This window comes from Vibrio sp. Y176 (assembly GCF_033438945.1).
On sequence record NZ_JAWOQS010000001.1, the window covers coordinates 137,121 to 162,750 of the forward strand.

At 45.2% G+C, this 25,630-nt stretch carries 26 protein-coding genes; 16 read left to right on the forward strand and 10 right to left on the reverse strand.

Features of this window, described 5'->3' with window-relative positions; all coding sequences use genetic code 11:
* Positions 1 to 40: 40 nt before the first annotated feature.
* Positions 41 to 2,704, reverse strand: coding sequence for a DUF2339 domain-containing protein (locus R7O13_RS00665; RefSeq protein WP_395228943.1), 2,664 nt, complete (start codon positions 2,702 to 2,704; stop codon positions 41 to 43).
* A 440-nt stretch (positions 2,705 to 3,144) separates the two neighbouring features.
* Here R7O13_RS00665 and R7O13_RS00670 point away from each other — a divergent pair, with 440 nt between their 5' ends.
* From R7O13_RS00670 to R7O13_RS00685, 4 genes are all read left to right on the forward strand, one after another.
* Positions 3,145 to 4,944 (forward strand): sodium:proton antiporter, encoded by a 1,800-nt coding sequence (locus R7O13_RS00670; protein ID WP_318070575.1) that lies wholly within the window; start codon positions 3,145 to 3,147, stop codon positions 4,942 to 4,944.
* 238 nt (positions 4,945 to 5,182) lie between these two features.
* Complete coding sequence (gene fni, locus R7O13_RS00675) at positions 5,183 to 6,202, forward strand: type 2 isopentenyl-diphosphate Delta-isomerase (RefSeq protein ID WP_005373993.1); 1,020 nt, start codon at positions 5,183 to 5,185, stop codon at positions 6,200 to 6,202.
* Positions 6,203 to 6,396: 194 nt separating this feature from the next.
* Positions 6,397 to 6,660, forward strand: a complete 264-nt coding sequence (locus R7O13_RS00680; protein ID WP_005373992.1) for a DUF3012 domain-containing protein — start codon at positions 6,397 to 6,399, stop codon at positions 6,658 to 6,660.
* 251 nt (positions 6,661 to 6,911) lie between these two features.
* A complete protein-coding gene (locus R7O13_RS00685; protein WP_005388696.1) occupies positions 6,912 to 7,310 on the forward strand; it encodes a GFA family protein in 399 nt (132 codons plus the stop codon).
* A gap of 93 nt (positions 7,311 to 7,403) precedes the next feature.
* Here the strand turns inward: R7O13_RS00685 and R7O13_RS00690 are convergent, their stop codons facing one another.
* Positions 7,404 to 7,754: a rhodanese-like domain-containing protein gene (locus R7O13_RS00690; RefSeq protein ID WP_025768015.1), complete on the reverse strand. Its 351-nt coding sequence runs from the start codon at positions 7,752 to 7,754 to the stop codon at positions 7,404 to 7,406.
* 267 nt (positions 7,755 to 8,021) lie between these two features.
* Here R7O13_RS00690 and R7O13_RS00695 point away from each other — a divergent pair, with 267 nt between their 5' ends.
* From R7O13_RS00695 to R7O13_RS00705, 3 genes are all read left to right on the forward strand, one after another.
* Positions 8,022 to 8,312 carry a co-chaperone GroES gene (locus R7O13_RS00695; RefSeq protein WP_005373989.1) on the forward strand — a complete coding sequence of 97 codons (291 nt, stop codon included), beginning with the start codon at positions 8,022 to 8,024 and terminating at the stop codon, positions 8,310 to 8,312.
* A 33-nt stretch (positions 8,313 to 8,345) separates the two neighbouring features.
* Positions 8,346 to 9,944: a chaperonin GroEL gene (gene groL, locus R7O13_RS00700; RefSeq protein WP_053304624.1), complete on the forward strand. Its 1,599-nt coding sequence runs from the start codon at positions 8,346 to 8,348 to the stop codon at positions 9,942 to 9,944.
* A 105-nt stretch (positions 9,945 to 10,049) separates the two neighbouring features.
* Positions 10,050 to 10,259: a hypothetical protein gene (locus R7O13_RS00705; RefSeq protein ID WP_318302717.1), complete on the forward strand. Its 210-nt coding sequence runs from the start codon at positions 10,050 to 10,052 to the stop codon at positions 10,257 to 10,259.
* A 131-nt stretch (positions 10,260 to 10,390) separates the two neighbouring features.
* Here the strand turns inward: R7O13_RS00705 and R7O13_RS00710 are convergent, their stop codons facing one another.
* Complete coding sequence (locus R7O13_RS00710) at positions 10,391 to 11,002, reverse strand: LysE family translocator (RefSeq protein WP_033906294.1); 612 nt, start codon at positions 11,000 to 11,002, stop codon at positions 10,391 to 10,393.
* A 109-nt stretch (positions 11,003 to 11,111) separates the two neighbouring features.
* Here R7O13_RS00710 and R7O13_RS00715 point away from each other — a divergent pair, with 109 nt between their 5' ends.
* Positions 11,112 to 12,002 carry a LysR family transcriptional regulator gene (locus R7O13_RS00715; RefSeq protein ID WP_005388706.1) on the forward strand — a complete coding sequence of 297 codons (891 nt, stop codon included), beginning with the start codon at positions 11,112 to 11,114 and terminating at the stop codon, positions 12,000 to 12,002.
* 59 nt (positions 12,003 to 12,061) lie between these two features.
* Positions 12,062 to 12,433: a VOC family protein gene (locus R7O13_RS00720; RefSeq protein WP_213917181.1), complete on the forward strand. Its 372-nt coding sequence runs from the start codon at positions 12,062 to 12,064 to the stop codon at positions 12,431 to 12,433.
* A gap of 98 nt (positions 12,434 to 12,531) precedes the next feature.
* Here the strand turns inward: R7O13_RS00720 and R7O13_RS00725 are convergent, their stop codons facing one another.
* Positions 12,532 to 12,753 carry a hypothetical protein gene (locus tag R7O13_RS00725; RefSeq protein ID WP_213872739.1) on the reverse strand — a complete coding sequence of 74 codons (222 nt, stop codon included), beginning with the start codon at positions 12,751 to 12,753 and terminating at the stop codon, positions 12,532 to 12,534.
* Between the two features lie 122 nt (positions 12,754 to 12,875).
* On the opposite strand from R7O13_RS00725, the gene R7O13_RS00730 reads away from it, so the two are divergent.
* Complete coding sequence (locus tag R7O13_RS00730; RefSeq protein WP_005373975.1) at positions 12,876 to 13,403, forward strand: TetR/AcrR family transcriptional regulator; 528 nt, start codon at positions 12,876 to 12,878, stop codon at positions 13,401 to 13,403.
* Positions 13,404 to 13,447: 44 nt separating this feature from the next.
* Here R7O13_RS00730 and R7O13_RS00735 read toward each other — a convergent pair whose 3' ends face one another.
* Positions 13,448 to 14,398, reverse strand: coding sequence for a helix-turn-helix domain-containing protein (locus R7O13_RS00735; protein WP_213886201.1), 951 nt, complete (start codon positions 14,396 to 14,398; stop codon positions 13,448 to 13,450).
* 184 nt (positions 14,399 to 14,582) lie between these two features.
* Between R7O13_RS00735 and R7O13_RS00740 the strand changes: the two genes are divergently transcribed.
* The 4 genes from R7O13_RS00740 to R7O13_RS00755 all read left to right on the forward strand — a co-directional run bounded on the left by R7O13_RS00740 (position 14,583) and on the right by R7O13_RS00755 (position 19,530).
* Positions 14,583 to 15,995 carry an ethanolamine ammonia-lyase subunit EutB gene (locus R7O13_RS00740; RefSeq protein ID WP_025768012.1) on the forward strand — a complete coding sequence of 471 codons (1,413 nt, stop codon included), beginning with the start codon at positions 14,583 to 14,585 and terminating at the stop codon, positions 15,993 to 15,995.
* The gene (gene eutC / locus R7O13_RS00745) at positions 15,988 to 16,872 is read left to right on the forward strand and encodes an ethanolamine ammonia-lyase subunit EutC (RefSeq protein WP_137282829.1); all 885 of its coding nucleotides are present in this window, start codon (positions 15,988 to 15,990) and stop codon (positions 16,870 to 16,872) included. The genes R7O13_RS00740 and eutC overlap by 8 nt, the downstream gene beginning before the upstream one ends.
* An 11-nt stretch (positions 16,873 to 16,883) precedes the next feature.
* Positions 16,884 to 18,287, forward strand: a complete 1,404-nt coding sequence (gene eat, locus R7O13_RS00750) for an ethanolamine permease (protein WP_213872737.1) — start codon at positions 16,884 to 16,886, stop codon at positions 18,285 to 18,287.
* 187 nt (positions 18,288 to 18,474) lie between these two features.
* Positions 18,475 to 19,530: an NAD(P)H-dependent flavin oxidoreductase gene (locus tag R7O13_RS00755; protein ID WP_017635125.1), complete on the forward strand. Its 1,056-nt coding sequence runs from the start codon at positions 18,475 to 18,477 to the stop codon at positions 19,528 to 19,530.
* 38 nt (positions 19,531 to 19,568) lie between these two features.
* Here the strand turns inward: R7O13_RS00755 and R7O13_RS00760 are convergent, their stop codons facing one another.
* The gene (locus R7O13_RS00760; protein ID WP_017635126.1) at positions 19,569 to 20,048 is read right to left on the reverse strand and encodes a peptide-methionine (S)-S-oxide reductase; all 480 of its coding nucleotides are present in this window, start codon (positions 20,046 to 20,048) and stop codon (positions 19,569 to 19,571) included.
* Positions 20,049 to 20,258: 210 nt separating this feature from the next.
* Here R7O13_RS00760 and R7O13_RS00765 point away from each other — a divergent pair, with 210 nt between their 5' ends.
* Positions 20,259 to 20,999 (forward strand): DNA-binding transcriptional regulator YciT, encoded by a 741-nt coding sequence (locus R7O13_RS00765; protein WP_054865466.1) that lies wholly within the window; start codon positions 20,259 to 20,261, stop codon positions 20,997 to 20,999.
* Here the strand turns inward: R7O13_RS00765 and R7O13_RS00770 are convergent, their stop codons facing one another.
* The 4 genes from R7O13_RS00770 to R7O13_RS00785 all read right to left on the reverse strand — a co-directional run bounded on the left by R7O13_RS00770 (position 21,000) and on the right by R7O13_RS00785 (position 23,845).
* Positions 21,000 to 21,893 carry a DMT family transporter gene (locus R7O13_RS00770; RefSeq protein WP_005373960.1) on the reverse strand — a complete coding sequence of 298 codons (894 nt, stop codon included), beginning with the start codon at positions 21,891 to 21,893 and terminating at the stop codon, positions 21,000 to 21,002.
* A 154-nt stretch (positions 21,894 to 22,047) separates the two neighbouring features.
* Positions 22,048 to 22,404, reverse strand: coding sequence for a VOC family protein (locus R7O13_RS00775; RefSeq protein ID WP_042523322.1), 357 nt, complete (start codon positions 22,402 to 22,404; stop codon positions 22,048 to 22,050).
* Between the two features lie 29 nt (positions 22,405 to 22,433).
* The gene (locus tag R7O13_RS00780; RefSeq protein WP_213901398.1) at positions 22,434 to 23,087 is read right to left on the reverse strand and encodes an isochorismatase family protein; all 654 of its coding nucleotides are present in this window, start codon (positions 23,085 to 23,087) and stop codon (positions 22,434 to 22,436) included.
* A gap of 32 nt (positions 23,088 to 23,119) precedes the next feature.
* On the reverse strand, positions 23,120 to 23,845 hold the full coding sequence (locus R7O13_RS00785; RefSeq protein WP_005373953.1) for an NUDIX domain-containing protein: 726 nt from the start codon (positions 23,843 to 23,845) through the stop codon (positions 23,120 to 23,122).
* Positions 23,846 to 24,142: 297 nt separating this feature from the next.
* On the opposite strand from R7O13_RS00785, the gene pncB reads away from it, so the two are divergent.
* Positions 24,143 to 25,453: a nicotinate phosphoribosyltransferase gene (gene pncB, locus R7O13_RS00790; RefSeq protein WP_042523435.1), complete on the forward strand. Its 1,311-nt coding sequence runs from the start codon at positions 24,143 to 24,145 to the stop codon at positions 25,451 to 25,453.
* The last annotated feature ends 177 nt before the right edge of the window (positions 25,454 to 25,630 follow it).

A 25,630-nucleotide genomic window follows, 5' to 3' on the forward strand; every position in this document is an offset into this window, starting at 1 on the left:
ACGAAAACAGCGCACTGTCGGGAATCTCTCTTTGACTCGTCTAGGGCTCGAGTGCTTTTGCCACCGAACGATTCAATTTCTGGAATAGCCATCCAAGTGCTATCAAAGATGCACCTAAGCCTAAGAAGCTTATTGCTCGCCAGAACCCATCCAGAGAGCTCACATCCCATAAGAATACTTTCAGTGCGACACCGGCAAGGACCACTAGACCGACACGCTGCATCATCAGCCCCTGTTGGGTCACGCCGCGCCAAGTCAGCAATCCACCTACGAGCAAGCCAGCCACTGAATAACTGAACAACTCTGCCATGCTGGTTGGCTGATACAGCATCATCGATGTGGTTTGCCAGAATTGACGGATAGACATCCCCAACCAAATGGCTGCAAGTAAAAAGCCTAGACTAGCAATCGCAAATCGATGAACTTGCAACGTATTCCAGCGTTTAAAGATTGCGATAAGCAGGATGCAAGCTGGTAACAGCCAGCCGATACTCAGCATGTTAAAGATGGGAAGTGCTTGTGCCGAGACGTTATCAGTCACCAACGGCGATTCTGCCGTATTAAGCAAAATAATCAATATAGCGAACGCGCACCAAAGCAAGTAACTATAGATTTCGTAGATACGGCTTAAGTGTTGCGCAAATTGGCTGCGGTAGCTGTATACCAAACCCATAACTAATGCTTGATTGGCAAAGACTGCCGCACTTGTGAAGTCGATGTTCCCCAAGTAACCATATTGCCCCGTTAACCAGTAGTTAGTTTGGGTGAACAATGCCATTAAGAATACATGTAAAAACGCCCCTTCAAACCAGTTGGTCAGTTCTCGGTCCACTTGTTTTAGTGTTGAACGAGCATAAGACAAGATGAAGAGAGAAGGCAGATAACTCACCAGAACCCAAGCCCAATGCCCAGCTTCTACCGGTTGCCATTCGGGTATGAAAGGTAGCAGCGTGAGTCGGATAACCAGTATTCCCATTGCCACTTTAATCGCCCAACTCGCAGGTCGAAATAACCCGACTTGAGCCTGTAAGGCCATTATCGCAACTTGTATTGAGATTGCTGTTGTTAACCAAGTATCACTCAACCAAACAAAAGCGATACCTACGATTAAAGCATGCATAACGGCAGAGCATTCTAATGCCAACGAACGTGCACGCTGACCAAGCACAACGTAGTAAGTGGCCATCAATGCGCAGAATGCAGTCCAATACCACAGGTAGCCTTGCATAAATTCGTCAATATAAAACAACGTAATTAAGCTCATCGCGGGAGCCAGTACCAGCAGAAGCAGCCCACTGAGTTGCGAACGGTCACTAAGTGATTGGCAATATGTTCGATAGCAGATCAGCGCAATACTCACCGCCAATGCGAATAGGATGCTAGCTTCTCGCTCTAACATATACAGCGCATTAAAAGCGATGGTAAGAACAATCAGCGCGGTTGCTGAGACGAGAATGGATGGCAAAAATACACGTAATGACCAGCCTGTACGAAGTGCTGGTAGCCAGATGATCGCAACAAGCAGCGTATAACAGTACGCCATTTGTAGAGTGTTCAGATCCGGCATTCTGGTGACGGCAGAAAAGGTCAATAAAGCAGTTGCGAGAGCGGTAGCGGTCGGCGAGTTTGTCCACTTGCTTTGATAGTGACGAAAGCGAGGATTGAGCATCCAACCCATTCTCGGAACCGCGAAAATGAGATACAAAGTGATGGAGAGATAAATCGCGAGCCACGAGAACAACAGTTCTGTTGGTGTACTCTCAATCAACAGCAACATCCAAATGACATGTGGAATCGCGATACTTGGCGTAATCCATGACCTACGCACTTTTTGCATCAATAAGGTCGCCGCGAACGAAATTGCGCAGATGTATCCGGCTAACAAAAAGTAGTTGGGTTCATTACCCCCAATCCACAGTGGTGCTGTGTAGCCACCAATTAAGCCAAGCACGGCCATTAACGGCCCTTGTCGCAATGATAATGCTAAACTGAAAAATGCCGCTGAAGCCAAGATGATCAACGAGATACTCGGCGTTAGCATTTGATAAACCACAAAGGCAAAAATGACGGTGCAGTAAATGCCCGTTAATCCCGTACCGGTAACAGCAGCAGGAACATACGTAAAGCCTTGGGCTCGTGCTGCCCGTTGCGGATTCTGTTGTTCTTTACGGTGAAACCACTCGCCAACAAGCACCATAAGTAATGAGATCACAAAGGCAAAGGACACTCGCATAAATGGCGAAAACTGGATGTGACTACCAATCACCTGTACGAGATAACCTCCACCGATCAGCATGGCCAATGCGCCTACCCAAACCAACCAATTTTCTTGAATGTTGCTAAGCAGGCTCTGAACTTTACTCTGAAGGAATGACTCATTTTCTTGACTAAAAACATCCAGTTGCACTTCTCTTGTCTGGGCGTACCCTTGATTCGCAGCGCTCTGGTCCAAGTCTAGGTTGGCAGCTGGATCATGTTCCCCAGAGGATGAGACATTTTTCTGTGGTGATTCTATGTGAGGTGACGTCGCTACAGATGGTGTGTCTTTTTCGATGCTGGATTGTTGGTGCGCTTGTGGGTTTGAGCCCCCATGGACACTGGCTCGTAGTGATGTGACTTCCTCACGAAGTTTGGTTAGTTCTTTTTCTAAAAGTGCAGCTCGGTTGGCGGCTTTCACTCCGATGAGGATGGCGAGACACGCCATGAACAGTGCTAGTATTACGTACAATCCATTTCTCCTTGCGTACGTCGCGTGACCCACGATTCTTAACTTTGAGCACTTACGCTAAAGCTTAGTTCATGCTCTATGCCTTAGCCTCATATAGTGCTAGGTTCCGCGCTTTCTTCAGAAATCATTCTACATAATGAAACTCAATGCGTAATGATGAATTCGACAAAGTCGCACACTTGTGTGCCACTTTAAGACCTGATGAACAAAAATGAGTCGTTAAGTCATTGGGGGTCAACTATATTCATAGTTCTGATGCGATCGCCAAAGGACTTCAAACATGTGCGTTTCGTAGCGATGTCATCGAAGGTCAGTCGTTTGATTTGCACGTTCGGTTGTTTCTATTTGACCGTAAGGCTGAATGTATTCGGGTATAGCGCATTCACGCGAAAAAAGGCAAAAACAGGTAATTATTGATGCAAGTGGGTAATGAAGCGCTGGTGCTGTCAGCGGTTGGGGTTATTGGTTTAGGTTGCCAATGGTTAGCTTGGCGATTGCGTTTGCCAGCGATTTTATTTTTGTTGTTGGCAGGGCTGATCGTCGGGCCATTTATGCAGTGGTTAAATCCTGATGAGATATTAGGTAATTTGCTCTTTCCGTTGGTCTCTTTGGCGGTGGCAGTGATTTTATTTGAAGGCAGTTTGACCTTAAATTTTAAAGAAATTCGTGGCGTGAGTGGTTCGGTATGGAGCATTGTTTCCATCGGGGCGATCATTTCGTGGGCGGCGACCAGTATCGCAACACACTATTTCCTCGGCTTTACTTGGGAGCTTGCCATGTTGTTCGGCAGCTTAACCGTAGTAACAGGGCCGACGGTCATCGTGCCACTTCTACGAACCGTAAGACCTAACAGTACGCTTGCTAACATTTTGCGATGGGAAGGGATTTTGATTGACCCGCTCGGTGCGCTTTTTGTTGTGATGGTTTACGAGTTTATCGTATCTCACAGCGCGATAAATAGCGTCGAAGTGTTTGGGACGATCATTGCTGTCGGTGTCATGCTAGGTGCGGCCTCAGGCTATGCAGTTGCGACGATCATGCGTCGCTCTTGGCTACCGGAATATTTGCAGCCATTTGCGGTTTTGATGGTGGTTCTAGGTGTATTTTCGGTCTCTAACCACATTGAGTCTGAAGCTGGGTTACTAACCGTCACCGTAATGGGTATGTGGCTCGCAAACGCTAAAGACATCAATATTCAGCAAATTCTGCACTTTAAAGAGCATTTAACCATTTTACTGATCACCGGATTGTTCATCTTCCTTGCGGCTCGAATCAGTCTGGATGATTTTGCTGCGCTAGGTAGCGGTGCGTTATTGTTGTTTGTATTTATGCAGTTAGTGTCGCGTCCGTTATCGATTTTTCTTTCAACCTTCCGCAGCAACTTGCGTCTTAAAGATAAGCTGTTTTTGTCTTGGGTTGCACCGCGCGGTATTGTTGCTGCTTCGATTTCGTCTCTTTTCGCGATCAAATTGACCGAATACGGCATTGATGAAGCGATTTTACTGGTCCCTATGACCTTCATGGTGATTATAGGAACGGTCGTGTTACAAAGTGCGACGGCACGTCCTGTAGCGCTGACGTTGGGCGTTGCAGAGCCAGCACCACGCGGCTTCTTGTTGATTGGAGCTAACCGAGTAGCAAGAGAAATAGGGCAGGCGCTGGCGCGTTATGACCGCCGCGTATTAATGACTGACTCAAACTGGGAGTACATCAGTCAGGTTCGTATGTTGGGGTTGGATTACTATTACGGCAACCCTATTTCTAGTCACGCGGACGACAACTTGAACTTGATAGGAATAGGTCAAGTGGTTGCATTAACGCCCGATCAGCATTTCAACATTATGGCTTGCATGCAATTCGTCGACGAGTTTGGGGAAGATAAAGTTCACTGCTTACAAAAAGTGAAAACCAACGGCAATGGCAGCGAGAAGCACTCCGTGGCTCAGGAGTACCATGGTAAATTGCTGATGGGCGGCAATGTAAGCTATACCCAGCTAGCCAGTATGTTAAGTCGTGGTGCAGAGGTTAAACACACGAAATTGAGCGATAACTTCACGTATCAAGATTATTTAGCGCATCACAAAGGTAGTTCAGTTGTACCGCTGTTCCATGTAGAAGAAAAAGGAAAAATTCAATTCTGTGATGATCCCGAACAGTTTGAACCAACGACGACAAGCACTGTTGTGTCGCTAATTCTGTCGGACAGCGTAAAGTAAACTACAGAGCAATGTGATCCATTTTCATCATGGGTATCGTACGCTGATTATCTCAATTTGAAGAGAAACTTGCCGGCTTGTTTAAAACGGAAAGCGAGTTTCTTTTCTTATAATGTCAGGGGCAGTCGAGATTCATTACTCGTTTCGGAAAAGTAATCCGGCAAATTCACAAAATTCGCATTGACGTTACTGATAAGGATCGCAATACTGCGCGACTGTTTTACTTTAGGGTGACATTATGGCTCCGCAAACTAACCGAAAAGATTTACACCTAGATGCTGTTTTACATCATGATATGAGCATGAAGCATAAAACGGCGGGTTTTGAGTCTGTCGAGTTTGAACACTGTGCGCTGCCAGAATGTGACTTTCACGCGATCGATTTATCGACAGAGTTTCTTGGTCATCAATTAGCGCTACCGTTTTTGATTAGCTCGATGACTGGCGGAGCAAAAGACGCAGAAACGATCAATTGTCGTTTAGCTGAAGCAGCAAGTGAATTAGGTATTGCCATGGGTGTGGGCTCGCAACGGATTAGCTTAGAAGAAAGTCAGCATTCGGGCTTGGGTAAAACCATTCGTGAGTTGGCGAAAGAAGTACCGTTGTATTCCAATCTTGGAGCCGCTCAATTGCTCGATAAAGGTAAACTCGATAATGCGCAACGTGCGGTTGAGGCGATTCAAGCCGATGCCTTGTTTGTGCACGTTAATCCAATGCAGGAAGCGTTTCAGAAAAATGGCGACCACAATTGGGTTGGTGTTTTCCAGGCAATTGAGATGCTTAAATCTCGCGTGAAGGTTCCTATCATTATCAAAGAAGTCGGTTTTGGTATTAGCGGACACGTTGCGCAGCGATTAATTGATGCTGGTGTGGATGCAATTGACGTTGCGGGCGCGGGTGGCACAAGCTGGAGTGCGGTTGAAGGGTATTGCCAAGATAATCCGAAAATGCAGCGTGCAGCCGAGCTTTTCCGCGATTGGGGTGTCCCTACAGCAACATGTTTGGCTCAAATCCGCGCACTGCATCCTACATTACCCTTGATCGCCTCGGGAGGTGTTCATAACGGACTTGAAGCGGCGAAAGCCATTCATTTGGGTGCTAATCTCATTGGGCAAGCTGGTGCGGTATTAAAAGCTGCGACGATCAGCACGCAGTCTGTCGTCGATCACTTTGAACAAATGGCATTAGAGCTGCGTTTAACGTGCTTTGGTACTGGCTCTTTTAAGGTTGGTGAGCTAACAAAAGCGCGCTGCCTATAGCTTTTAGAATGGCGCGCTTTACACAGAGTCGCTCAATAATTTTTCGATGTCTTAACACGTAGACTGATAATTTCGTTATAGTTGATACAAAAGTCACTTCAGCTAGTGACGCCTTTATTCAGACACTTGAATGGGCACGTGTTGAAGAGATTGAGTTTAATTTTACTATTGTTTGCAACTGGAACCTTAAATTTATGAAAAAACTAGTCATGCTGATGTTGGCGGCTTCTGCTTTGACCGCTTGTAGTGATGAAGTGGGCACTGAAGGCTGGTGTAACGACATGCGCGATAAGCCAAAAACAGAATGGACAGCAGACAACGCGGTAGACTTTGCAAAGCATTGTGTTCTGCAAGATGGTGTCGGCAGCGAGCAATGGTGTGAAAACCTGAAAGATAAGCCGAAAGGTGACTGGACTGCAAACGAAGCGACCAGCTTTACTAAACACTGCATTTTTTAAGCACAGCGGAAAGCGCCTTTTCTGAGGCGACATTCTGTGAGGTAAACACCAAGCGTTATTGCTTGGTGTTTTTGTATCTAAAATAGCTCGATTTTTCACGTGTCAGCGCACTTCCCTCTGAATGGAAAGTTTTACATTTTCGTTTCATTTTTGAAAACCTGTATTGCCTGTCTTTAATTTTTCGTATTGCAATGGCATGGTGTCGAGATAGCCATCTAATTCAATTAGATTCATAACAAAAAGGAATTCAAATGGAAGTACTAAAAGGCTCATGTCTGTGCGGCAAGGTAAAGTTGGAAGTGGCAGATGAATTTAAGTACATGGGAAATTGCCATTGCTCTGAATGCCGCAAGTTCACAGGTTCTGACTATTCATCTGCCGGTGGTATTGCGTTGGATAAACTGCTTATTATCCAAGGGAAAGAAGATATTCAAACTTATCAGAAAAGCGAAAATACCATGCTATGCTTTTGTCGCCACTGCGGATCGAGCCTGTATTCGAAAAAGAACAATGGGATCGTCAATATTCGCCTTGGTATCTTGGATGACACACCTTCTCACAAGCCCGATTTCCATATTTTTGTCGCGTCGAAAGCGCCGTGGCTCGAGATATCGGATAACCTGACTCAATTTGATGCAGGGCCAAAATAGAGTTGTTGTAGATAAGTATTTAGAAACAGAGCGCGTTACAATACGCTTGCGACGCGCTCTGTGCTTTTACTTTGTATATTAGAACGGAGACGACTATTTGGCGTCTTGTAGTTCTTCAAAGCCACCTGCATTGTGCAGATTCGTAAAGCCTTGCGATTGTAAGTATTGATACGCTTTGCCAGAGCGGTTACCACTGCGACAGTACAACACGATAGCTTGATCTTTATCGACGTCTTGAAAATGTTTATCAAGTTCAGATAAAGGGAAGTTGACGGCATTATCCAAATGCCCTTCAGAAAACTCTTGCGGCGTGCGCACATCGACAATCATCGCGCCCTCGTCAATCAATTGCCAACCTTGTTCAGCGCGTTCAGAAGCTGACACGTTGGGTGAGAGGAAGCCAACGCATAACGTTGCAAGAAATAGAGATACGGCCTTTTTCATTGTTTGATTATCCTTTTTAAGAGTACGTAACCACTCTAGATTTGATTGAGCACATTTTCCATCATAAAGAGATGCTAAGTGGTTGTGAATGCGATAATTCGATAGAAAATTTTATTTAATTTAATAAAAAATTTTTATCAAATTCACCTCTTGAACTCTAATTTTTCGACCTTATTATTTTCATCGAAAGCGAGCTGTCGACTCGCAAATCCATCTTGATGTTTATTTTGTCTTTTATTTTTGGTTCCAAGTAGGAGGCACTTAAAAATGAAAATTCGTCCTTTAAATGACAAGCTAATTGTTGAAAGACAAGAGGTGGAAAATAAATCTGAAGGGGGAATCGTTTTAACTTCTCAGTCGGTGAAAAAATCAAACCGCGGGAAAGTCATTGCTGTTGGTTTAGGTAAACGTCTTGAAAATGGCGAACGCGCTGCGATGGAAGTCAAAGTGGGCGACCAAATCATTTTCAATGACGGTTACGGCGTGAAAACCGAGAAAATTGACGGCGCAGAATACTTAATTCTGTCCGAATCTGATGTGTTAGCAATCGTTGAGTAATTATTTTTGTAGTAGTTTTTTGAGGAGATAACCATGGCTGCAAAAGACGTATTATTTGCTAATGACGCACGTCAAAAAATGCTGAAAGGTGTGAACTTACTGGCGGACGCAGTAAAAGTGACACTAGGCCCGAAAGGCCGCAACGTTGTGCTTGATAAATCTTACGGCGCGCCAACCATCACCAAAGATGGCGTGTCTGTAGCGAAAGAAATCGAACTGAAAGATAAGTTCGAAAACATGGGCGCACAAATGGTGAAACAAGTGGCGTCCAAAGCGAATGATGAAGCGGGGGACGGTACAACGACCGCTACCGTACTGGCGCAATCTTTCATCAATGAAGGTCTTAAAGCGGTAGCCTCTGGCATGAACCCAATGGACCTAAAACGTGGTATCGACAAAGCCACTGAAGCGGCGGTTGAGAAACTACGTGAAATGTCTAAGCCATGCAGCGACAAAGAATCTATCACCCAAGTGGGTAGCATTTCTGCAAACAGCGATCGCGCGATCGGTGAAATCATTGCAGAAGCGATGGAGAAAGTGGGTCGCAATGGCGTGATTACGGTTGAAGAAGGCCAAGGTCTAAACAACGAATTGTCTGTGGTTGAAGGTATGCAATTTGACCGCGGTTACTTGTCGCCATACTTCATCACTAACCAAGAAAATGGCAGCGTCGAGCTAGACAACCCATACATCTTATTGGTGGACAAAAAAGTCAGCAGCATCCGCGAGCTATTGCCTGTACTAGAAGAAGTAGCGAAATCTTCTCGCTCGCTATTGATCATTGCTGAAGACATCGAAGGTGAAGCGTTAGCGACATTGGTTGTGAACAACATGCGCGGCATCGTGCGTGCGACCGCGGTGAAAGCGCCTGGCTTTGGTGACAACCGTAAAGCGATGATGGAAGACATTGCGGTACTAACTGCTGGTACGGTCATCTCTGAAGAAATCGGCCTAGAGCTCGAAAAAGCAACGTTAGAGCAACTAGGTAGTGCGAAGAAAGTGACCATTACCAAAGACACAACAACCATTGTGGGTGGCGCAGCAGAAGCAAGCGCGATTGCTGATCGTGTGGCTTCGATTGAAAAACAAATCGAAACAACCACTTCTCAATACGACAAAGATAAGCTTCAACAACGTGTTGCGAAGCTATCTGGCGGCGTAGCGGTGATCAAGATCGGCGCTGCAACCGAAGTTGAGATGAAAGAGAAGAAAGATCGCGTGGACGATGCGCTACACGCTACTCGCGCAGCGGTTGAAGAAGGTATTGTTGCTGGTGGTGGTGTAGCTCTAACTAAGATCGCGAAAGAATTGGCGGATCTAAAAGGCGACAATGATGACCAAAACGTGGGTATCCGAGTTGCGCTACGTGCAATGGAAGAGCCTCTTCGTCAAATCGCAACTAACGCAGGTGACGAAGCTTCTGTTGTGGCGAACGCTGTCAAAGCTGGTGATTCCGATTACGGTTACAACGCTGCAACAGGTGAATACGGCAACATGATCGAAATGGGCATCTTGGACCCTGCGAAGGTAACACGTTCAGCGCTTCAATTCGCAGCGTCTGTTGCTGGCTTGATGATCACCACTGAAGCGATGATCACCAACCACGTTGAAGACAAAGAACTTGATATCTAACGTCATCAACCGTTAGTGATTAAGTAAGCGTTAAAATAACAATAACATTGCAAAACCTAAGCGGGCTCGCTTGAGCCCGCTAATCAGTCATTTGAGGTAAGTGTTATGACCCGTTTACCTGCGTTTTCTTTCTCAATATCTGAGCCGGGCGGTAATGAAGCTTCGTCAACGTGGCCGACTGCTATTCACTTCCCCCTCGTTCCAGCTGGGCCAGAGTTTTCGATCGAAAATGCTCTGCCTAAACGTCCGATAGTGATGATATTCACTATCGATCTGTCTCAGTTATTTAAAGGGGACGCTCGGGTCATCCATTAACTGTATCGAAACAGCCAGCGCACGTTGGCTGTTTTTTTCTAATTTAAAGTATTGAAAATGTAGATTTTTAATTGATTACTGCCACTTGTTCAATGATCAATTTGAACTGGGGTAATCGGACCGCAAGCGCACTACACCTTTAAGCCCAGCATTGCGCCGAAAATGATTAATCCCGCCCCACATGCTTGATTGAGTCGATGCTTAATCTTCAACAAGAAAGCTTGTAGCTGGGATGACGTGAATAAAACAGCAACGATAGAAAACCAAATACCATGCAGCGCAATCATATAAATCCCGTAAAAAAAGGCGATGTGTTGCTGACTAGAGTCGGGAGAAATCACTTGGCTAAAAATACTCAGAAAAAACAGCATCGTCTTGGGATTGAGTAAATTACACAGAAATCCCTGCATGAAAAATCGCCACATTGAATACTCGCTCTGTTGAATGGTTTCTGAGTTTGATGCAGGTTGCGAGGAGAATATTCCTTTAATCCCAAGGTAGACAAGATAAGCGGCCCCAAGATAGCGCACGAGATTAAACAACCATTCATTTTGTGAAATTAAGTAACTGATCCCTAGCATGGAGTAAGCGATGTGGATGCTGATCGCCATGCTGATACCAATCGCACTGTATACGCCTGCTTTTCGTCCTTGATTTAAGCTATTTCTTAATACCAAAACAAAGTCTGCGCCAGGGCTAATGACAATAAGCACACCTAATAACGCAAGAGTTACAAATTCCATATCGGTTTCCTGTTTGAATGATGAAGTCTGGGATGTAGCGGAATTGTAGGCGTCTTTATTACTGACTATAATCGAAAAACATTCCCATATTGGTGAGAAAAACTCACAGATGCGTCACCTGAAATCTTTTTATGTCTTCCACGTTGCGGCGAGTTCTTCAAGCTACACTGAAGCGGCTGACAAACTGAACATTACCCACGGAGCCGTGAGTAAGCAGATCAAGCAACTTGAGCAATATCTGTCTCAACCTTTGTTCTTCAAAGAGGGCAGGAAAGTCGTGTTGACGGCAGAAGGCGAATTACTCAAGACATACACAGAAACGGCATTCCAAACGCTAGAAACAGGCGTGAATACGCTTATTCAAGAGAAGCATCAGCATCTTGAAGTGTCTTGTGAACCGACATTAACCATGCGCTGGTTGATGCCAAGGTTGGCCGCGTTTAATGATGAACACCGTGCTGATGTTCGTTTGTCGACGGCTGGTGGCCCGGTAACATTAGGATCAACTGGGCTTTCGATGGCGATTCGTCGAGACGATTTTGCGCAGCATCACGATTACGACAAAACCATTCTTGTGGAAGAGTGGGTGGGGCCGGTATTTTCTCCTGAGTATTGGCAATCCATTAAAGACAATTTGAAAGCAGCTCGATTGTTGAATAGCCAAACCAGACCGAATGCTTGGGCGGATTGGCAGCAATCAACACGTTGTGAAACTTTCAACGGCAACACTCAGCAATCATTCGCGCATTTTTATTTTTGCATACAAGCCGCAGTGGATGGCTTAGGCGTCGCAATGGGATCGTATCCTTTTGTCATGGACGATATTAAGCGTGGTAATTTGGTCGCACCATTTGGGTTTTCTCCATCAAGTTGTAATTACGTTTTATTGAGTCAAGATAAAAAGCGTACAGAACTCGAACATAAATTTATCACGTGGTTACAAACGCAAATGGCAGAGTGTGTGCCACTGTCATCACAGCAGATTACGCAAGGCGAATAGAAGGCATAGAGCGAGATTACGTCAGTCAGTTTTATGGAAAAAGGCTTAGGAAATTGGAAATGGAAAACCTCAATATTGTTGAAATCAAATCATTTGTTCCGGCGAAAGATTACGCGCTATCAAAACGCTTTTATGAGGCGATTGGCTTTGAAATGGCATCGGACTTCGGTGATGTAGCATACTTCTCTCATGGTAGCTGCGCGTTTCTTTTACAGAATTTTTATGAGCCAGAACACGGCAATAACTTCATGATGCACTTGCTCGTAGAAGACGCAGAAAGCTGGCATCAGCACTTATCCAAAGTGGGTCATGAAGAATTTGGTTCGCGTTTGACTGAGCTGGTCGAGCAACCTTGGGGCATGCGCGAATGTTGTTTGTTTGACCCTAGCGGCGTTTTATGGCGAATTGGTCAGAACATGAATACTGACTAACGCCAGTCTTATTTTCACCACATCTACGCGCAGGTATTGAGATCTCGATATCTGCGCGTTTTCTTTTTTACTTAGCCTTGCCAACGTTTGTAGCGCACTCACGCCCTTTTCGAGGTGGTGTGCGATGGGCTAACGCCAAAAAACTCCTCAAGCAGCATGGCTTTGAGTTCCGCTCTGACTTCTGCGCCACCGATTAACGCCAAAAGTGCGAGTCCTCCTGGAATAAGGATGACCATTAATATCGGTCTTAAAATATACGAAAAGCAGAAGATGGTCGGGAAGAAAATCAATCCTTGGCCTAGTTTGTTTAATACGTACATGAGCGATTCCTTTTGTTTTTATATAAAATGAGCATGCTCAATTTTATAAATGAGCGCGCTCAATTTGTCAATCTCAACCACGCAAGGTATGATCCTTTCAGGCTCATTAAGCAGACACATCAATGACGAAGCGACAACAAACCAGAGATAAAATTCTAAAAGCCGCATGGGCATCTTTTGCTCAAAATGGCTATGACATGACGACCACAAGGCAGATAGCGAGAGAAGCAGGAGTAGCCGATGGCACAGTGTTTAGCCATTTCCCGACTAAACTGTCGATTTTGCGCGAAGGGATGCTGGCGCAACTGCAACAGATCAGCCAAGAAACGCTAGTCAGTGTGGAAGGTAAAACCGATATCGACATTGGTTTGGCGCTGACGGAGAAATACTATCGCTACTATTTTGCGAACGTTGAGCTGAGCCGAGCTTTGTTGAAAGAGGTGATTTGGGATTTGGATTATTATCAGTCGTTTAACCAAGCTTTGTTTCAATCTGTAAACGGAAGCTCCGTCCTTGAGGGGAAAATACCGCTGATTTTTGACTGCTATTTTATGACGTTAATCTCGCACTTGAGCCGTGCAGAACCGGATGTTGAAGCGGCACTTGAAGAGCTTCATGCTAAGTTTCAGCAAATCATTGCGACTGCATAACATGGCCCCAACGCAGGATCTGAAAGAATATACTGCCTGTCATTTTATTTGCTGGACTCCCATTTTCTCGTTTCAGTTGGCGTCTCACCAAATAGCCGCTTGTAGCTTTGACTGAACTGCCCGAGATGGAAAAAACCAAAGTCAAAAGCAATTTCTGCAATTGTTCGATTATCTTCAGGGCTTTGTAGCACTCTACGTACTTGATTCAGGCGCATTCGATGTATGAACTGCTTTGGGGAAGTATTACAGCAATGTTCAAAGGTGTACTGTAGTGTGCGACGACTGACGTGTACTGCGTCACACAGTTCACTGACGGTTATTGGTGTACGGTAGTCTAGATCCTGTAGCTGTTGTTTTATACGCTGCATCACGTGTTGACGATGAGAGATTGATATCGGATGGCTCGTGTGCAGTGAACTGAGTGAGAACAACTCCAGCACAATGTCTTTTAAGATTGCTTGATGTGTGGTTTCAGACCATCTTGGCTCGGCGGAACCAAGTAACGTGCCTAAGTAGTATTTAAGTTGTTGAATGTGTTTTTCCGTCAAACCCGTTAAGTGTAATGTGTTGTTTTGGATACTCCCAAGCTCAAGTTGATTTTCTATGATGTGAACGAAGTTTTTGTCGAGCACTATTCCATAGATAGAAAACTGCTCCGGTGTCATTAACTCAAAATCAGCGCCACCTTGCCTAAGCAAAAGTTGGCTTGAATTAAACTGACTGTGATTTAGGTGTAGCGGCTTATTTTCCGCACTCAAACCCAACCAAATACCTCCCTGTTCAACCCTGCATTGCTGTCTTAGCGAGCGGTTACTGTCTTCACGAAATACATGTAAATTGGGAAATCGTCGTTCTCGAATTTGACCTAAAAATCGACCATCGCTGAGTTGGTCATATTCCTGTTGCCAGTTTATCAGACTCGCAGCTTGTTGGTTTGCATCCTTAGTGTGATGGATGCACAGCATTGGTGCAGTTTGGGGCATTTGGTTACTCATCCTTGTGATGCTCATTCCTTTTTTGTGAGTCATGTTGGAGCAGTATTTACATAACTCATTGTTTATTATTGGTTTATAAATGTTGCCAGTTTTTGATAACGCTACGGAACACATTTGGCAATACTTTCTTAAAGCTTATTGATAGTTCAGCAAAAAGCGAACCAAATAGTGAAGAGGAAGAGCAATGACGGCAACTTATCGTCGGCAACAAGGAAGTAAAGTCTATACCTTTAAGTCATTAGCTGACTTGATGGCGAAAGCGACACCCGAGCGCTCAGGCGATGCGTTAGCCGGGGTTTGTGCTCAGTCAGCGGCAGAACGTGTAGTCGCACAAATGGCGCTGTCTGAGTTACCACTTAAAACGTTTCTTAACGAGGCGGTTATTCCATACGAAAGCGACGATATCACTCGCCTAATTATCGATACGCATGACCTTGAAGCCTTTAAGCCGATTGAGCACTTGACGGTCGGAGATTTTCGAAATTGGCTGCTGAGTGAAGAAGCCGATGGTGAAACGTTGGCTAAAATTCGTCAAGGTTTAACACCAGAAATGGTGGCCGCAGTCAGTAAGATTATGCGCAACCAGGATTTGATTCTCGTTGCTAAAAAATGCCAAGTTGTCACGGCTTTTCGGAATACGATTGGTTTGCCGAGTCGCCTGTCTACTCGCTTACAGCCGAATCATCCCACTGATTCTCTCAACGGTATCGCAGCGACCATTTTTGATGGTCTGATGTACGGAAATGGCGATGCGGTTATCGGTATCAATCCGGCAACAGATAATGTACCTCAAGCTATTAAGTTAATGAACTTAATGGATGAGGTGATTCAACACTATCAAATACCGACTCAGTCTTGTGTGTTAACTCATGTCACGAACACGATCGAAGCCATTGAAATGGGTGCACCAGTCGATCTCGTTTTTCAGTCGATAGGCGGCACGCAAGGGACGAATGATACCTTCGGAATCGACTTGTCGATTTTGAAAGAGGCCCATGAAGCCGCGTTGTCTTTGAATCGAGGTAGCGTAGGAAACAATGTGATGTATTTTGAAACCGGACAAGGTACAGCGCTGTCTGCGAATGCATTTCATGGGGTCGATCAGCAGACTTGTGAAGCCCGCGCTTATGCTGTCGCGAAACAGTTCGATCCTTTGTTGGTTAATACTGTCGTTGGGTTTATTGGCCCTGAGTATCTGTTTGATGGCAAACAGATCATTCGTGCTGGGCTTGAAGATCATTTCTGTGGGAAGTTGCTTGGTTTACCTATGGGTTGCGATATCTGTTACACCAATCATGCCTATGCCGATCAGAATGACATGGATAACTTGCTGACACTATTAGGTGTGGCCGAGTGCTCGTTCATCATGGGTATTCCAGGGTCTGATGACATCATGCTCAACTATCAAACTACCTCATTTCACGATGCCCTTTACGCAAGAAAAGTACTCGGTTTGAAGCCAGCACCAGAGTTTGAAAAATGGTTAATGGAGATGCAGATTTTCGAGAGCGTGCAAGACGTTCGGTTAAGTGAGCAAATCTCTCGCTCGTTTTCGGGAGCAATTAACCAACTGAATAAGGGGTATTCTCATGGGTAAAGTAATCACCATTGCTCAGTCCCCACAAGATGAGTCTGGAGTTGTCACACACAACCCGTGGGGCAAGTTACGCGACTTCACCTCTGCTCGGATCGCTCTGGGTCGCAGCGGAAACAGTGTACCAACCAACGAGTTACTCTCATTTCAGCTGGATCATGCCCAAGCTATGGATGCAGTGCATTGCAGTTTGAATATTGAGTCTCTCGTTGCTGGTTTGTCGGACTCTTACTCGATTCTTGAAAATACCCTAGAACCTCCAGTGGTAGTGAGCAGTCAAGTGAGTGACCGGCTTATGTACCTGCAAAGGCCCGATTTAGGAAGGCTGCTTGATGAATCTTCTTGGCAAACGCTCAACTTGATAGCAAATGAGCATAACACTGACATTGATCTTGCGATTGTTATTGCTGATGGACTTTCTTCCGTCGCAATTCAAAACCATGCCGTGCCTGTGGTTACTCGATTGATTTCTCTTTTAAGCGCTGATGATGAACATCAATGGAAATTCGCACCTATCACAATCGTAAAGCAAGGAAGAGTAGCGGTAGGGGATGATGTTGGTGAATGTTTTAACGCCAAGGCCGTGCTGGTTTTAATTGGAGAGAGGCCCGGGCTAACCTCTCCGGATAGCATGGGTATGTATCTCACTTGGGGGGCTAAACGAGGCTCTAAAGATTCCCAAAGAAACTGCATTTCCAATGTGCGCCCTCAGGGGCTCAACTATGACGATGCCTGTGAACGCGCATTTTACTTGCTCAAGGAGGCTCGAAAATTACAACTGTCAGGAGTGAACCTGAAAGATCGCTCCGATATCAATGAGCCAAGTGGCGCAAGCGTTGAAGATAAACACAGCGACAACTTTTTAATTTCATCAAAGTAGAAGGATTTACTATGTCTAAACATCAGGAGTACTTGGCCAAAAGGCAGCTAAAAAGAGGCACCGCAGGTTGGATTTTACTTGCTGGCTTAGGTGTCTCGTATGTTATATCTGGTGACTTTGCCGGTTGGAACTTTGGCATCGCTCAAGCAGGATGGGGAGGATTTCTTATTGCTGCTATCGCGATGGCAATAATGTATTTCACGCTAGTATTGTCTTTAGCTGAAATGTCTGCGGCGATTCCTGCTGCGGGTGGTGGTTACAGCTTCGCAAGACAGGCGATGGGGCCGACAGGTGGCTTTTTCACTGGCTTATCAGTTTTGATTGAATATGCGCTCGCACCTGCTGCGATAGTAATTTTTATTGGCTCAGCAGTGAATGAATTGGTTGGTATTGATGGCCCTGTTGTTTACGCACTTTTCTACGCCGTCTTTATCGCTATTCATATGGCAGGGGTAGGCGAAGCTCTCAAAGTAATGATGGTCATCAGCGGTTTGGCTGTGCTAGCTATTCTAATTACTGCTGCTGTGCTTATTGGTCATTTTGATGTTAACAACTTATTCGATATTGCTCCGGCGACGGCTCAGGCAACAGAAATCTTGCCGTTTGGGTGGTATGGCGTATGGGCTGCGTTGCCATTTGCAATGTGGTTGTTTCTTGCGGTTGAAGGTGTGCCTTTAGCGGCAGAGGAGGCAAAAAATCCGGCAAAAGATGTTCCCAAAGGCATCATTGGTGCGATGCTGTTTTTATTGCTAACCGCAACTATCGTAGTCGTCCTTTTGGCTGGTGCGGTTGGCTCAAAGGTCATAGGCGATAGCGCGGTGCCATTAGTTGACGCCCTAAAGCTTACGGGCAATTCAACGGTAGCAATGGCCGTGAACTTACTTGGATTGGCTGGCCTTATCGCTTCTTTCTTTTCAATCATTTATGGTTACAGTCGCTTGGTGTTTGCGCTTTCCCGCGCGGGTTATTTACCGCAAACTTTGTCATTAACCAGTGACAAAAAAGTGCCTTCTCGTGCGCTTTTGGTTCCGGGCGTTTTTGGGTTCTTGGTTTCACTTACGGGTGAGGGGGACTTAATCTTGGCGATGGCTGTTGTCGGTGCGACTGTATCGTACGCATTAATGTCCTTGAGCCATATTTTATTGCGAATTAAACAGCCGGAATTAACTCGTCCATATAAAACGCCTGGTGGGATAATTACGTCGAGTATTTCTCTGGTGCTTTCTTTGATCGCAATGACAGGTGTTTATGCTTTTGATCCCTCAGCCTTTTTCATGACAATGGGATTGTTTCTTATCGGTGGTGTTTATTATGGGTTATACAGCCGCAACAAACTGGTGGCAGCAACCGCCGAGGAAGAGTTTGCCATGCTGTCTGTAGCAGAGCTAGAGCTTGAATCAGATGTCGTACGATAGTCACTTTGATTCTTGTTATTCAGCATATCAAGGGAGCCATAGGCTCCCTTTGTCATTTCTATCAAAAGTGCATAGCGCACAAATGCATCACTTTAACTTTATAAGCGGTTAATCATGTGAAAGTCTAGTCTGGATAACGATGGCGAAGATCCATCACAGGTAAAGGTTAAGTTTTCAAGGAAAGAGCATGATAAACAAGGTATTTAATACACTTTTGGGAACAGAGTTACCGATTATTCAAGCACCAATGGCCGGTGTGCAAGACAGCCAAATGACCATAGCCGTCAGTAATGTTGGCGGGCTTGGCTCGTTACCTTGTGGAATGCTGAACAAAGACGCCATCGTAAAAGAACTTCAACTTATCAAGCAGGCAACTAACCGACCGTTTAACCTCAATTTCTTTTGCCATGAAATGCCGGAGTATGACGGCAACAAGCACGAAAAGTGGCAAAAAACGCTGCAACCGTATTTTTCCGAGGTTGATGCAACCGTTCAGGCTCAGCCAAACGCTCCGACAAGGATGCCTTTCAATCATGATATTGCTGACGCGATTGAACCATTTGCACCGCCAGTGATCAGTTTCCACTTTGGTTTGCCAGACGATGATCTGTTAGCTCGAATTAGAGGGTGGGGAGGGAAGATCCTTTCGTCAGCGACCACGGTGGACGAAGCACTTTGGCTAGAAGCAAAAGGCGTTGACGGTATTATCGCCCAAGGCTTGGAGGCTGGTGGACACCGAGGTATGTTTTTATCGGATGATTTAACTACTCAATTAAGTTTGATTGCGTTATTACCACAAATCGCCAAACGGGTGAATTTGCCTGTTATTGCTGCAGGCGGAATCGCTGATAGAAGAGGGGTGGAAGCCGCGTTGAGATTAGGAGCGAGTGCCGTTCAAGTTGGCAGCGCCTATTTGTTGTGTGATGAGGCGAAAACATCGTCTTTACATCGATATGCCATTGCCAGTGAACGCGCGCAACATACCGCTGTGACCAATGTTTTCTCGGGCCGACCAGCGAGAGGCATTGTGAATCGCGCGATGTCGGAGCTAGGCTACATCAGTGAGTTTGCGCCGAAATTCCCATACGCCTCCATTGAAATGGCTCAACTAAGAGCGCTTATGGAAAAGCAAAACCGAGATGAATTCACACCGTTGTGGTGCGGACAAAACTCGTCGGGTTGTAAGGAAATATCGGCGGCAGAAATGACATTGTCATTAGTGGAAGGCATCGATTTAAACTGATATGCATCTTGCCTTTTAAAGCGATGCTGACTGAATGGTTACGAGTTATCCCTGTATTTATGTAGTAAATCTAATGGGATGTGGCAGTAATCATTCGGAAAGTTTGTGAGTCTGTCTTGGTGCTCATCATCACTTGGCACATAATTTGTAAGTGGCAGTACTTCTACGGCGATCTTGTCGGCGTCCGGTCGCGCTGCGATAAACGCTTTCGCGATGGTGAGATGCTGTTCGTTTTGGCTATAAACACCAGTACGGTACTTCTTACCTACGTCTTCACCTTGCTTGTTAACGCTGTAAGGGTCGATTATCTCAAACAAATACCCCATTAAAGTTTCAACCGAAACTTGCTCAGGGTCGAACTGGGTTTTCACGCACTCTGCGTAGCCATCGTATTCGGATTGAGTGTTATCCGTTGTGCCATTTGCTCGCCCTGCTTCTGTGTTGATTACGCCCGGAAGGTGGCGCATAAATTCTTGCACGCCCCAAAGGCAGCCGCCAGCGAAGTAAATTTCTTCCATCACTTTTATCCTAGTCTTTACCGTTGTTGGGATGTAGGGAGCTAACCCCTCTTCTTCCATCCCATTTTCGTTGCCCTATTATCTGTTGATGGGAGCGATATTCGCAAGGTGCAGCTTGGCTAATCAGACCACGTGCTTTTTCCTTTCAAGTTCTTTTCATATGAAACATCAGGTGAGTATACTGTAAGCTCATCAATAAGGAGCGAATCTGTGAACCCAAGACAAAATGAAATTCTGCAATTAGTGAACGACCGTAAACGCGTTCAAGTCACGGAGCTTTCTGACATCATTGGCGTGTCGGGCGTGACCATCAGACAGGATTTGAACTTTCTGGAGCAACAGGGCTACCTAAAGCGCGTTCACGGCGCAGCTACCGCGTTGCAAAGTGATGACATTGATGCCCGCCTGGAAGTTCGTTTCGATATTAAACAATCGCTCGCAAACCAAGCTGCGGATTTGGTCGCATCGAATGAGACAGTGCTGATTGAAGGGGGCAGTGCCAATGCGTTGTTGGCTCGGACTTTGGCTGAGCGCGGCGATGTGACCATCATTACGCCATCGGCGTATATCGCCCATCTCATCCGTAACACTTCTGCCAACATTATCTTGCTTGGTGGCGTGTATCAGCACCAAGGCGAGAGCTTGGTCGGACCGCTGACTAAGTTGTGTATTGAGAACATTCATTTCAGCACGGCCTTCTTGGGTATTGACGGCTTCCATCAAGACACTGGCTTTACTAGCCGCGACATGATGCGCGCTGAGATCGCAGAAACCATCATTGCGAAAAAAAGGCGCAATATTGTTCTAACGGATTCTAGTAAATTTGGGCAAATTTATCCCTCATCAATTGGTAAGACTGACGAAATATCAGTGCTGCTGACTGACAAAGCCGCTCCGAAAAGCGACCTTGAACAAATCAAAAAGCGAGGTGTGGAAGTTATATTAGGCTGATTAAGCCACGCTCCGTTTTCGCTTCGCGAGCATTGCTGTTGGGGAGAAACCGGTGACTAGCATAGTGCCGCTAAGCACTAGAATTGTTCCTATGATGGTGTTAGAGCCGACGGGCTCATCTAGCACCAAGTAGCCCCATAAGATACCAAAAACAGGAACAAGAAAAGTGACAGTCAGTGCTGACGCTGGGCCGATATCAGAAACTAAGCGGAAATAGAGCAAATAAGCGAACCCTGTGCATACAACGCCGAGCGTGACAACAGAGCTCCATTCGAAATGACTTGGTTCTGCACGCATTGGTAAGAATGGTAGCAGCGGCAGTACCCAAATAACCGCCGCCCACATGCTGCCGTGAGCATTGTCAAAAGCAGGTACTTGTGGCGCATTTTTAGTGTAGTTGGTAGCAATGCCATAGCTGAAAGAAGCCATCAAACTGGCGGCAATAGGGAGCATGGCTTCTTCACCTATGGTTGAAGTATCTAAGCCGACCAAGACTGCAACGCCTCCAATGCCTATTAGCATACCGAGAACAGATTTCGCTGTGAGTGGGCTGCGGTACCAAACAAAGCCAACTAGTGCTCCCCATATTGGGGCGGTTGAGTTCAATATTGCTAAAGTTGATGCATTCAGTGTCTGGGCTGCGTACGCAAAGAGTAAAAATGGAACTGCGCTATTGAATAAGCCAATAATAAAGAAGTGTTTAGTATGCGCAGTTAACGTGAGTTTCTTCTTCAAATATACGGCGATCAATAACAAAGCGACGGCGGCAAATGTAACTCGAAATTCGATTAAGTAAGCCGGCCCGAATGTGTTGGCGGCGACTCGCATAAACAGAAACGAGCCACCCCAAATAGCAGCGAGGCAGAGTAAGCGAAAAAAACTGACGGCAGTCATTTGACATCCTTGGTCGAGGTCTAGCGCCTCATCGATTAATTGTTGCGCTAACAGTGAATTAAACCAAGGATGAGGTCAACCAGAAATGTAATGCCAGTTCCGGATCTGGCTAGCTTGGGCTCACGTTGATGGTGTGTTGTTGATTTGTGATCACTTAATGGCTCTCTGACCATACTGCGAATTCATTTCCACTCGGTTCAGTGAAGTGGAATCGACAGCCGCCGGGGAATTCGAAAATAGGGCGGATAATTTTTCCACCATGCTGCTCTACTTTTGTCTGAGTGGCCTGAATGTCTGAGCTATAAAATACTAAAAGTGCGCCACCATTTGCGGTTTGGTTTATAAACTCAGATTTGAAGAATCCGCCATCCAACCCTTGTCCTGAAAATGCAGAATATTCTGGACCATAATCGGTAAAGCTCCAGTCAAAAGCACGCTCAAAAAATTGTTTGGTCGCACTGACATTAGTGGAACCAAATTCAACGTAATTCAATTTTTCATGTTGATGCATGGTGAAATCCTTCTCGGTTACTATCGTTTCTAAGCGAACTTTTCTACGATGATGTCGTCCGCTTTTTCGACAAATAATGCGCCATTATCTCTGAGCTCTGTCAGCACATTCTCTACATTATCAGGCAGCACCGCACGAGTTGAAGCAAGATTAACTACCACATTGTAGCCAAGTTCCAGCGCTTGCATGACGGATTTTTTCACACAAAAGTCTAAGGCAAGGCCACCGATAACTAAGGTATCAATCCCGTTGAACTTTAGAAATTCATGCGCACCTGTCGTTTTGGTGTCGGCAATATCATGGAAAAAAATACCGTAAGGGTGCGCATCAGGATCCATGCCTTTATTAACTTGAAAATCGTAGTCCAACACGGGTGGTAAACCATCTAGCAGCTCAGAACCTGTTGTGCCAAGCACACAGTGACGGTTCCACTTTATATCCACATTCGGTAAACCAACGGGCTCAAGCATATTGGATGGCGATTCTGCATCCCACTTTGCTTTTGGTGGGTGTAAGTCACGACTGACCAGTTTTAATCGGCCTTTGGCATGATTACTCAGAAGCTCCGGTACGATTTCCAACGCACCTGCAACGGGCAGTTCATCTGGACATAACTCACTAAAGCCTTTCTCTGGATCAACGTCGATCACTGCTGTAGTTTGATAGTTTACTCGAACAGTCATGGCAGACTCCTTGTCTGTCTGATTGTCTGCGTTTATCCACGCAAACAGTTTTGAAAAAAGGTTACTTCGTCGCTAGTCAGCGTATATACCATTGCGGGTTTTCCACCTTTGCCTTTGTTGGTTGAAGCGACTTTATTAGTGGGTTTTAGTACGCCCGAATCTATCAAGCGGCGCTTAATCGTCATTCGGCTGATATCAATACCAAACTCTTGATAAGCAGAAATGATGTCCGCAACCAAAAACTCTTTGTCTAATGCAAACAAAAGAACCGATGTGTATTCAATGGATGCACGAAGCTTTTGCCACGCTTTTTCAATGGTTTTTTGATGATCAAATGCGAGGGTTTCTTCTCCATTGAGAATAGCCTGTAGCGAAAACCATTTAAGTTGGCATTCCGGTACACCTGCATTATTTATTTGCTCTACATTGTTACGATCAACTAAGGCGTAGTGCGTAATGTTTAAGCTCCAGTCTTCTGGATCGCGCTTTGGATCACCGTCGATAAACGCTTCGCTAAAATGGCGAGGGTAGGTATGGATTTTCTCACGGCAAATTCGGCGACGCGCCGCTTCAAAGTTTTCATCGGCCGGGCGTCCGCCTTCACTGGTTAAGTCTTTATCAAAGACAAATCCGCCCGGTAGTGCCCAGACTCCATGGTATGGCCGATTTGGATTTGAACGTTTAATCAACAACACTTCCAATCCCTTATCGGCACAGCCAGATAGCCTGAATGGAATAATGTCGACAGATACGATCATGGTTGGGTCCTAATATTGATTTGTAAGTAATCTAGCGCATAACAAGTGGTCAATCAATGGGTAAGTAACGAGTTGTTAGAAACGTTTTTGGTAGTGTTCGTAATACGGTTTGAGCATAAATTTACGGATGACTCTGACTTATTCACAATGCTTGCTCGAATTCTAGACAAAAAACCTTATAAAAATGAGTGGTTAGTAACAAAAGTTGACAAACTATAGATGGGTGTTTATTGTTTACGCAAATTAGTTAGTAACAAAAAGTTATATACCCAGGAAGGGCATGTAGAAGGGCACCTAATGACCACCAAACTATTTTCTTCCCGCATCATTCAAAGCGCTTTGGATTTCGATGTCTACAAAGTCAATATGATGAGTGCTGTAACAGCACTTTACCCTGATGCGATGGTGTCATATAAATTTATCGTGCGCAGTGAGGAAGACCTCTCTGAGCTTTTGCCCGAGGTAAAAGCCGAAGTCCTTAAACTGCAAGATATTCAATTTACGCAAGAAGAAATTGAATATATTAAGCGTGTCGCGCCTTACCTGAATCCTGACTTTGTTGATGCACTGCGCCATTTCCGTTTCAACCCACAAAGCGATGTCTCTTTCCATAACAAAGCCATGGCTGATGGCTCAAGCCAGTTAAGAATTACCATTAACGGTTTGTGGCGAGACACCATCTTGTACGAAACGATCATCATGAGCATCGTGTCTGAAGTTCGTAGCCGTCAGCGTTGGTCAGATATCCCTGTTGCGCAATTTACCACTGTTTTAGAAGAGAAAGTTCGACACCTAAAGTCGGAACTAAAACGTCGTAACATTACTAACTTTAAATTTTCTGACATGTCGACGCGTCGACGTTTTTCCTTCCAAGCTCAGCGCACTATGCTGGAATATTTGTGCCAGGAAGTGCCGGAATGTTTGACAGGAACAAGTAACTATCACTTAGCAAAAGAGCTGAATTTGACGCCTATCGGCACCGTTGCTCATGAATGGTTTATGGGACACCAAGCTCTGGTGAATGTGCGAGATTCGCAAAAAGTGGCGTTGCAACGTTGGCAAAAAATGTTTAATGGTGCACTAGGTATTGCGTTAACCGATACGATTGGTATCGATGCTTTCCTTAAAGACTTTGATGAAGAACTAAGTAACGCGTACTTCGGTGTACGTCACGATAGTGGTTGCCCTTATAGCTGGGGTGAAAAAATGATTGCACACTACCAGTCGCTGAATATAGACCCATTAACAAAAACACTGGTGTTTACCGACGGACTTAACTTCGAACAAGCGTTAGATATTTGCGAGTATTTCCAAGGACGTATTCAGGTGAGTTTTGGTATCGGTACTTTTCTTGCCAATGATATGGGTGATTATGTCAATAAAGATGGTGAAGCCTACCAGCCACTTTCTATCGTGATAAAAATGGTCACTTGCAATGGTTCACCGGTCGCCAAAATTAGTGACGAACCTGAGAAAGCCATGTGTGAAGATATCTTCTTTTTGATGAATCTCAAGCGCCGCTTTGAACAACCTCTTGATTTAAATGAGTGTCGTAAAATGATTGATCGTTTAGAAACTGAAGGTCAAAATTATCTCATCGACGCGTAGGCGTTATCTTCTCTCCATGATAAGCACCCTCTATCGTTACGACAAATTTATATAGGTAAACGTGGAGGGTGATTTCGTTATAGTAATATACAGAAGTAACCAGATACAGCGCAGGAAAGCACTCAAAAGTTGATGTGTTATCTGCCTTTGATAGGTGTAAATCGATACGTTACAGCA

What these genes read in the sequence shown, in the direction of transcription:
- R7O13_RS00730 (WP_005373975.1), top strand. Translation starts at nt 12,876, where the DNA reads ATGACGAAGCGACAACAAACCAGAGATAAAATTCTAAAAGCCGCATGG.
- R7O13_RS00685 (WP_005388696.1), top strand. Translation starts at nt 6,912, where the DNA reads ATGGAAGTACTAAAAGGCTCATGTCTGTGCGGCAAGGTAAAGTTGGAA.
- R7O13_RS00665 (WP_395228943.1), bottom strand. Translation starts at nt 2,704, where the DNA reads ATGGCGTGTCTCGCCATCCTCATCGGAGTGAAAGCCGCCAACCGAGCT.
- groL (WP_053304624.1), top strand. Translation starts at nt 8,346, where the DNA reads ATGGCTGCAAAAGACGTATTATTTGCTAATGACGCACGTCAAAAAATG.
- R7O13_RS00690 (WP_025768015.1), bottom strand. Translation starts at nt 7,754, where the DNA reads ATGAAAAAGGCCGTATCTCTATTTCTTGCAACGTTATGCGTTGGCTTC.
- R7O13_RS00720 (WP_213917181.1), top strand. Translation starts at nt 12,062, where the DNA reads ATGGAAAACCTCAATATTGTTGAAATCAAATCATTTGTTCCGGCGAAA.
- R7O13_RS00680 (WP_005373992.1), top strand. Translation starts at nt 6,397, where the DNA reads ATGAAAAAACTAGTCATGCTGATGTTGGCGGCTTCTGCTTTGACCGCT.
- R7O13_RS00780 (WP_213901398.1), bottom strand. Translation starts at nt 23,087, where the DNA reads ATGACTGTTCGAGTAAACTATCAAACTACAGCAGTGATCGACGTTGAT.
- R7O13_RS00775 (WP_042523322.1), bottom strand. Translation starts at nt 22,404, where the DNA reads ATGCATCAACATGAAAAATTGAATTACGTTGAATTTGGTTCCACTAAT.
- R7O13_RS00715 (WP_005388706.1), top strand. Translation starts at nt 11,112, where the DNA reads ATGCGTCACCTGAAATCTTTTTATGTCTTCCACGTTGCGGCGAGTTCT.
- fni (WP_005373993.1), top strand. Translation starts at nt 5,183, where the DNA reads ATGGCTCCGCAAACTAACCGAAAAGATTTACACCTAGATGCTGTTTTA.
- R7O13_RS00710 (WP_033906294.1), bottom strand. Translation starts at nt 11,002, where the DNA reads ATGGAATTTGTAACTCTTGCGTTATTAGGTGTGCTTATTGTCATTAGC.
- R7O13_RS00755 (WP_017635125.1), top strand. Translation starts at nt 18,475, where the DNA reads ATGATAAACAAGGTATTTAATACACTTTTGGGAACAGAGTTACCGATT.
- R7O13_RS00735 (WP_213886201.1), bottom strand. Translation starts at nt 14,398, where the DNA reads ATGAGTAACCAAATGCCCCAAACTGCACCAATGCTGTGCATCCATCAC.
- eat (WP_213872737.1), top strand. Translation starts at nt 16,884, where the DNA reads ATGTCTAAACATCAGGAGTACTTGGCCAAAAGGCAGCTAAAAAGAGGC.
- pncB (WP_042523435.1), top strand. Translation starts at nt 24,143, where the DNA reads ATGACCACCAAACTATTTTCTTCCCGCATCATTCAAAGCGCTTTGGAT.
- R7O13_RS00785 (WP_005373953.1), bottom strand. Translation starts at nt 23,845, where the DNA reads ATGATCGTATCTGTCGACATTATTCCATTCAGGCTATCTGGCTGTGCC.
- R7O13_RS00740 (WP_025768012.1), top strand. Translation starts at nt 14,583, where the DNA reads ATGACGGCAACTTATCGTCGGCAACAAGGAAGTAAAGTCTATACCTTT.
- R7O13_RS00770 (WP_005373960.1), bottom strand. Translation starts at nt 21,893, where the DNA reads ATGACTGCCGTCAGTTTTTTTCGCTTACTCTGCCTCGCTGCTATTTGG.
- R7O13_RS00760 (WP_017635126.1), bottom strand. Translation starts at nt 20,048, where the DNA reads ATGGAAGAAATTTACTTCGCTGGCGGCTGCCTTTGGGGCGTGCAAGAA.
- eutC (WP_137282829.1), top strand. Translation starts at nt 15,988, where the DNA reads ATGGGTAAAGTAATCACCATTGCTCAGTCCCCACAAGATGAGTCTGGA.
- R7O13_RS00670 (WP_318070575.1), top strand. Translation starts at nt 3,145, where the DNA reads ATGCAAGTGGGTAATGAAGCGCTGGTGCTGTCAGCGGTTGGGGTTATT.
- R7O13_RS00695 (WP_005373989.1), top strand. Translation starts at nt 8,022, where the DNA reads ATGAAAATTCGTCCTTTAAATGACAAGCTAATTGTTGAAAGACAAGAG.
- R7O13_RS00725 (WP_213872739.1), bottom strand. Translation starts at nt 12,753, where the DNA reads ATGTACGTATTAAACAAACTAGGCCAAGGATTGATTTTCTTCCCGACC.
- R7O13_RS00705 (WP_318302717.1), top strand. Translation starts at nt 10,050, where the DNA reads ATGACCCGTTTACCTGCGTTTTCTTTCTCAATATCTGAGCCGGGCGGT.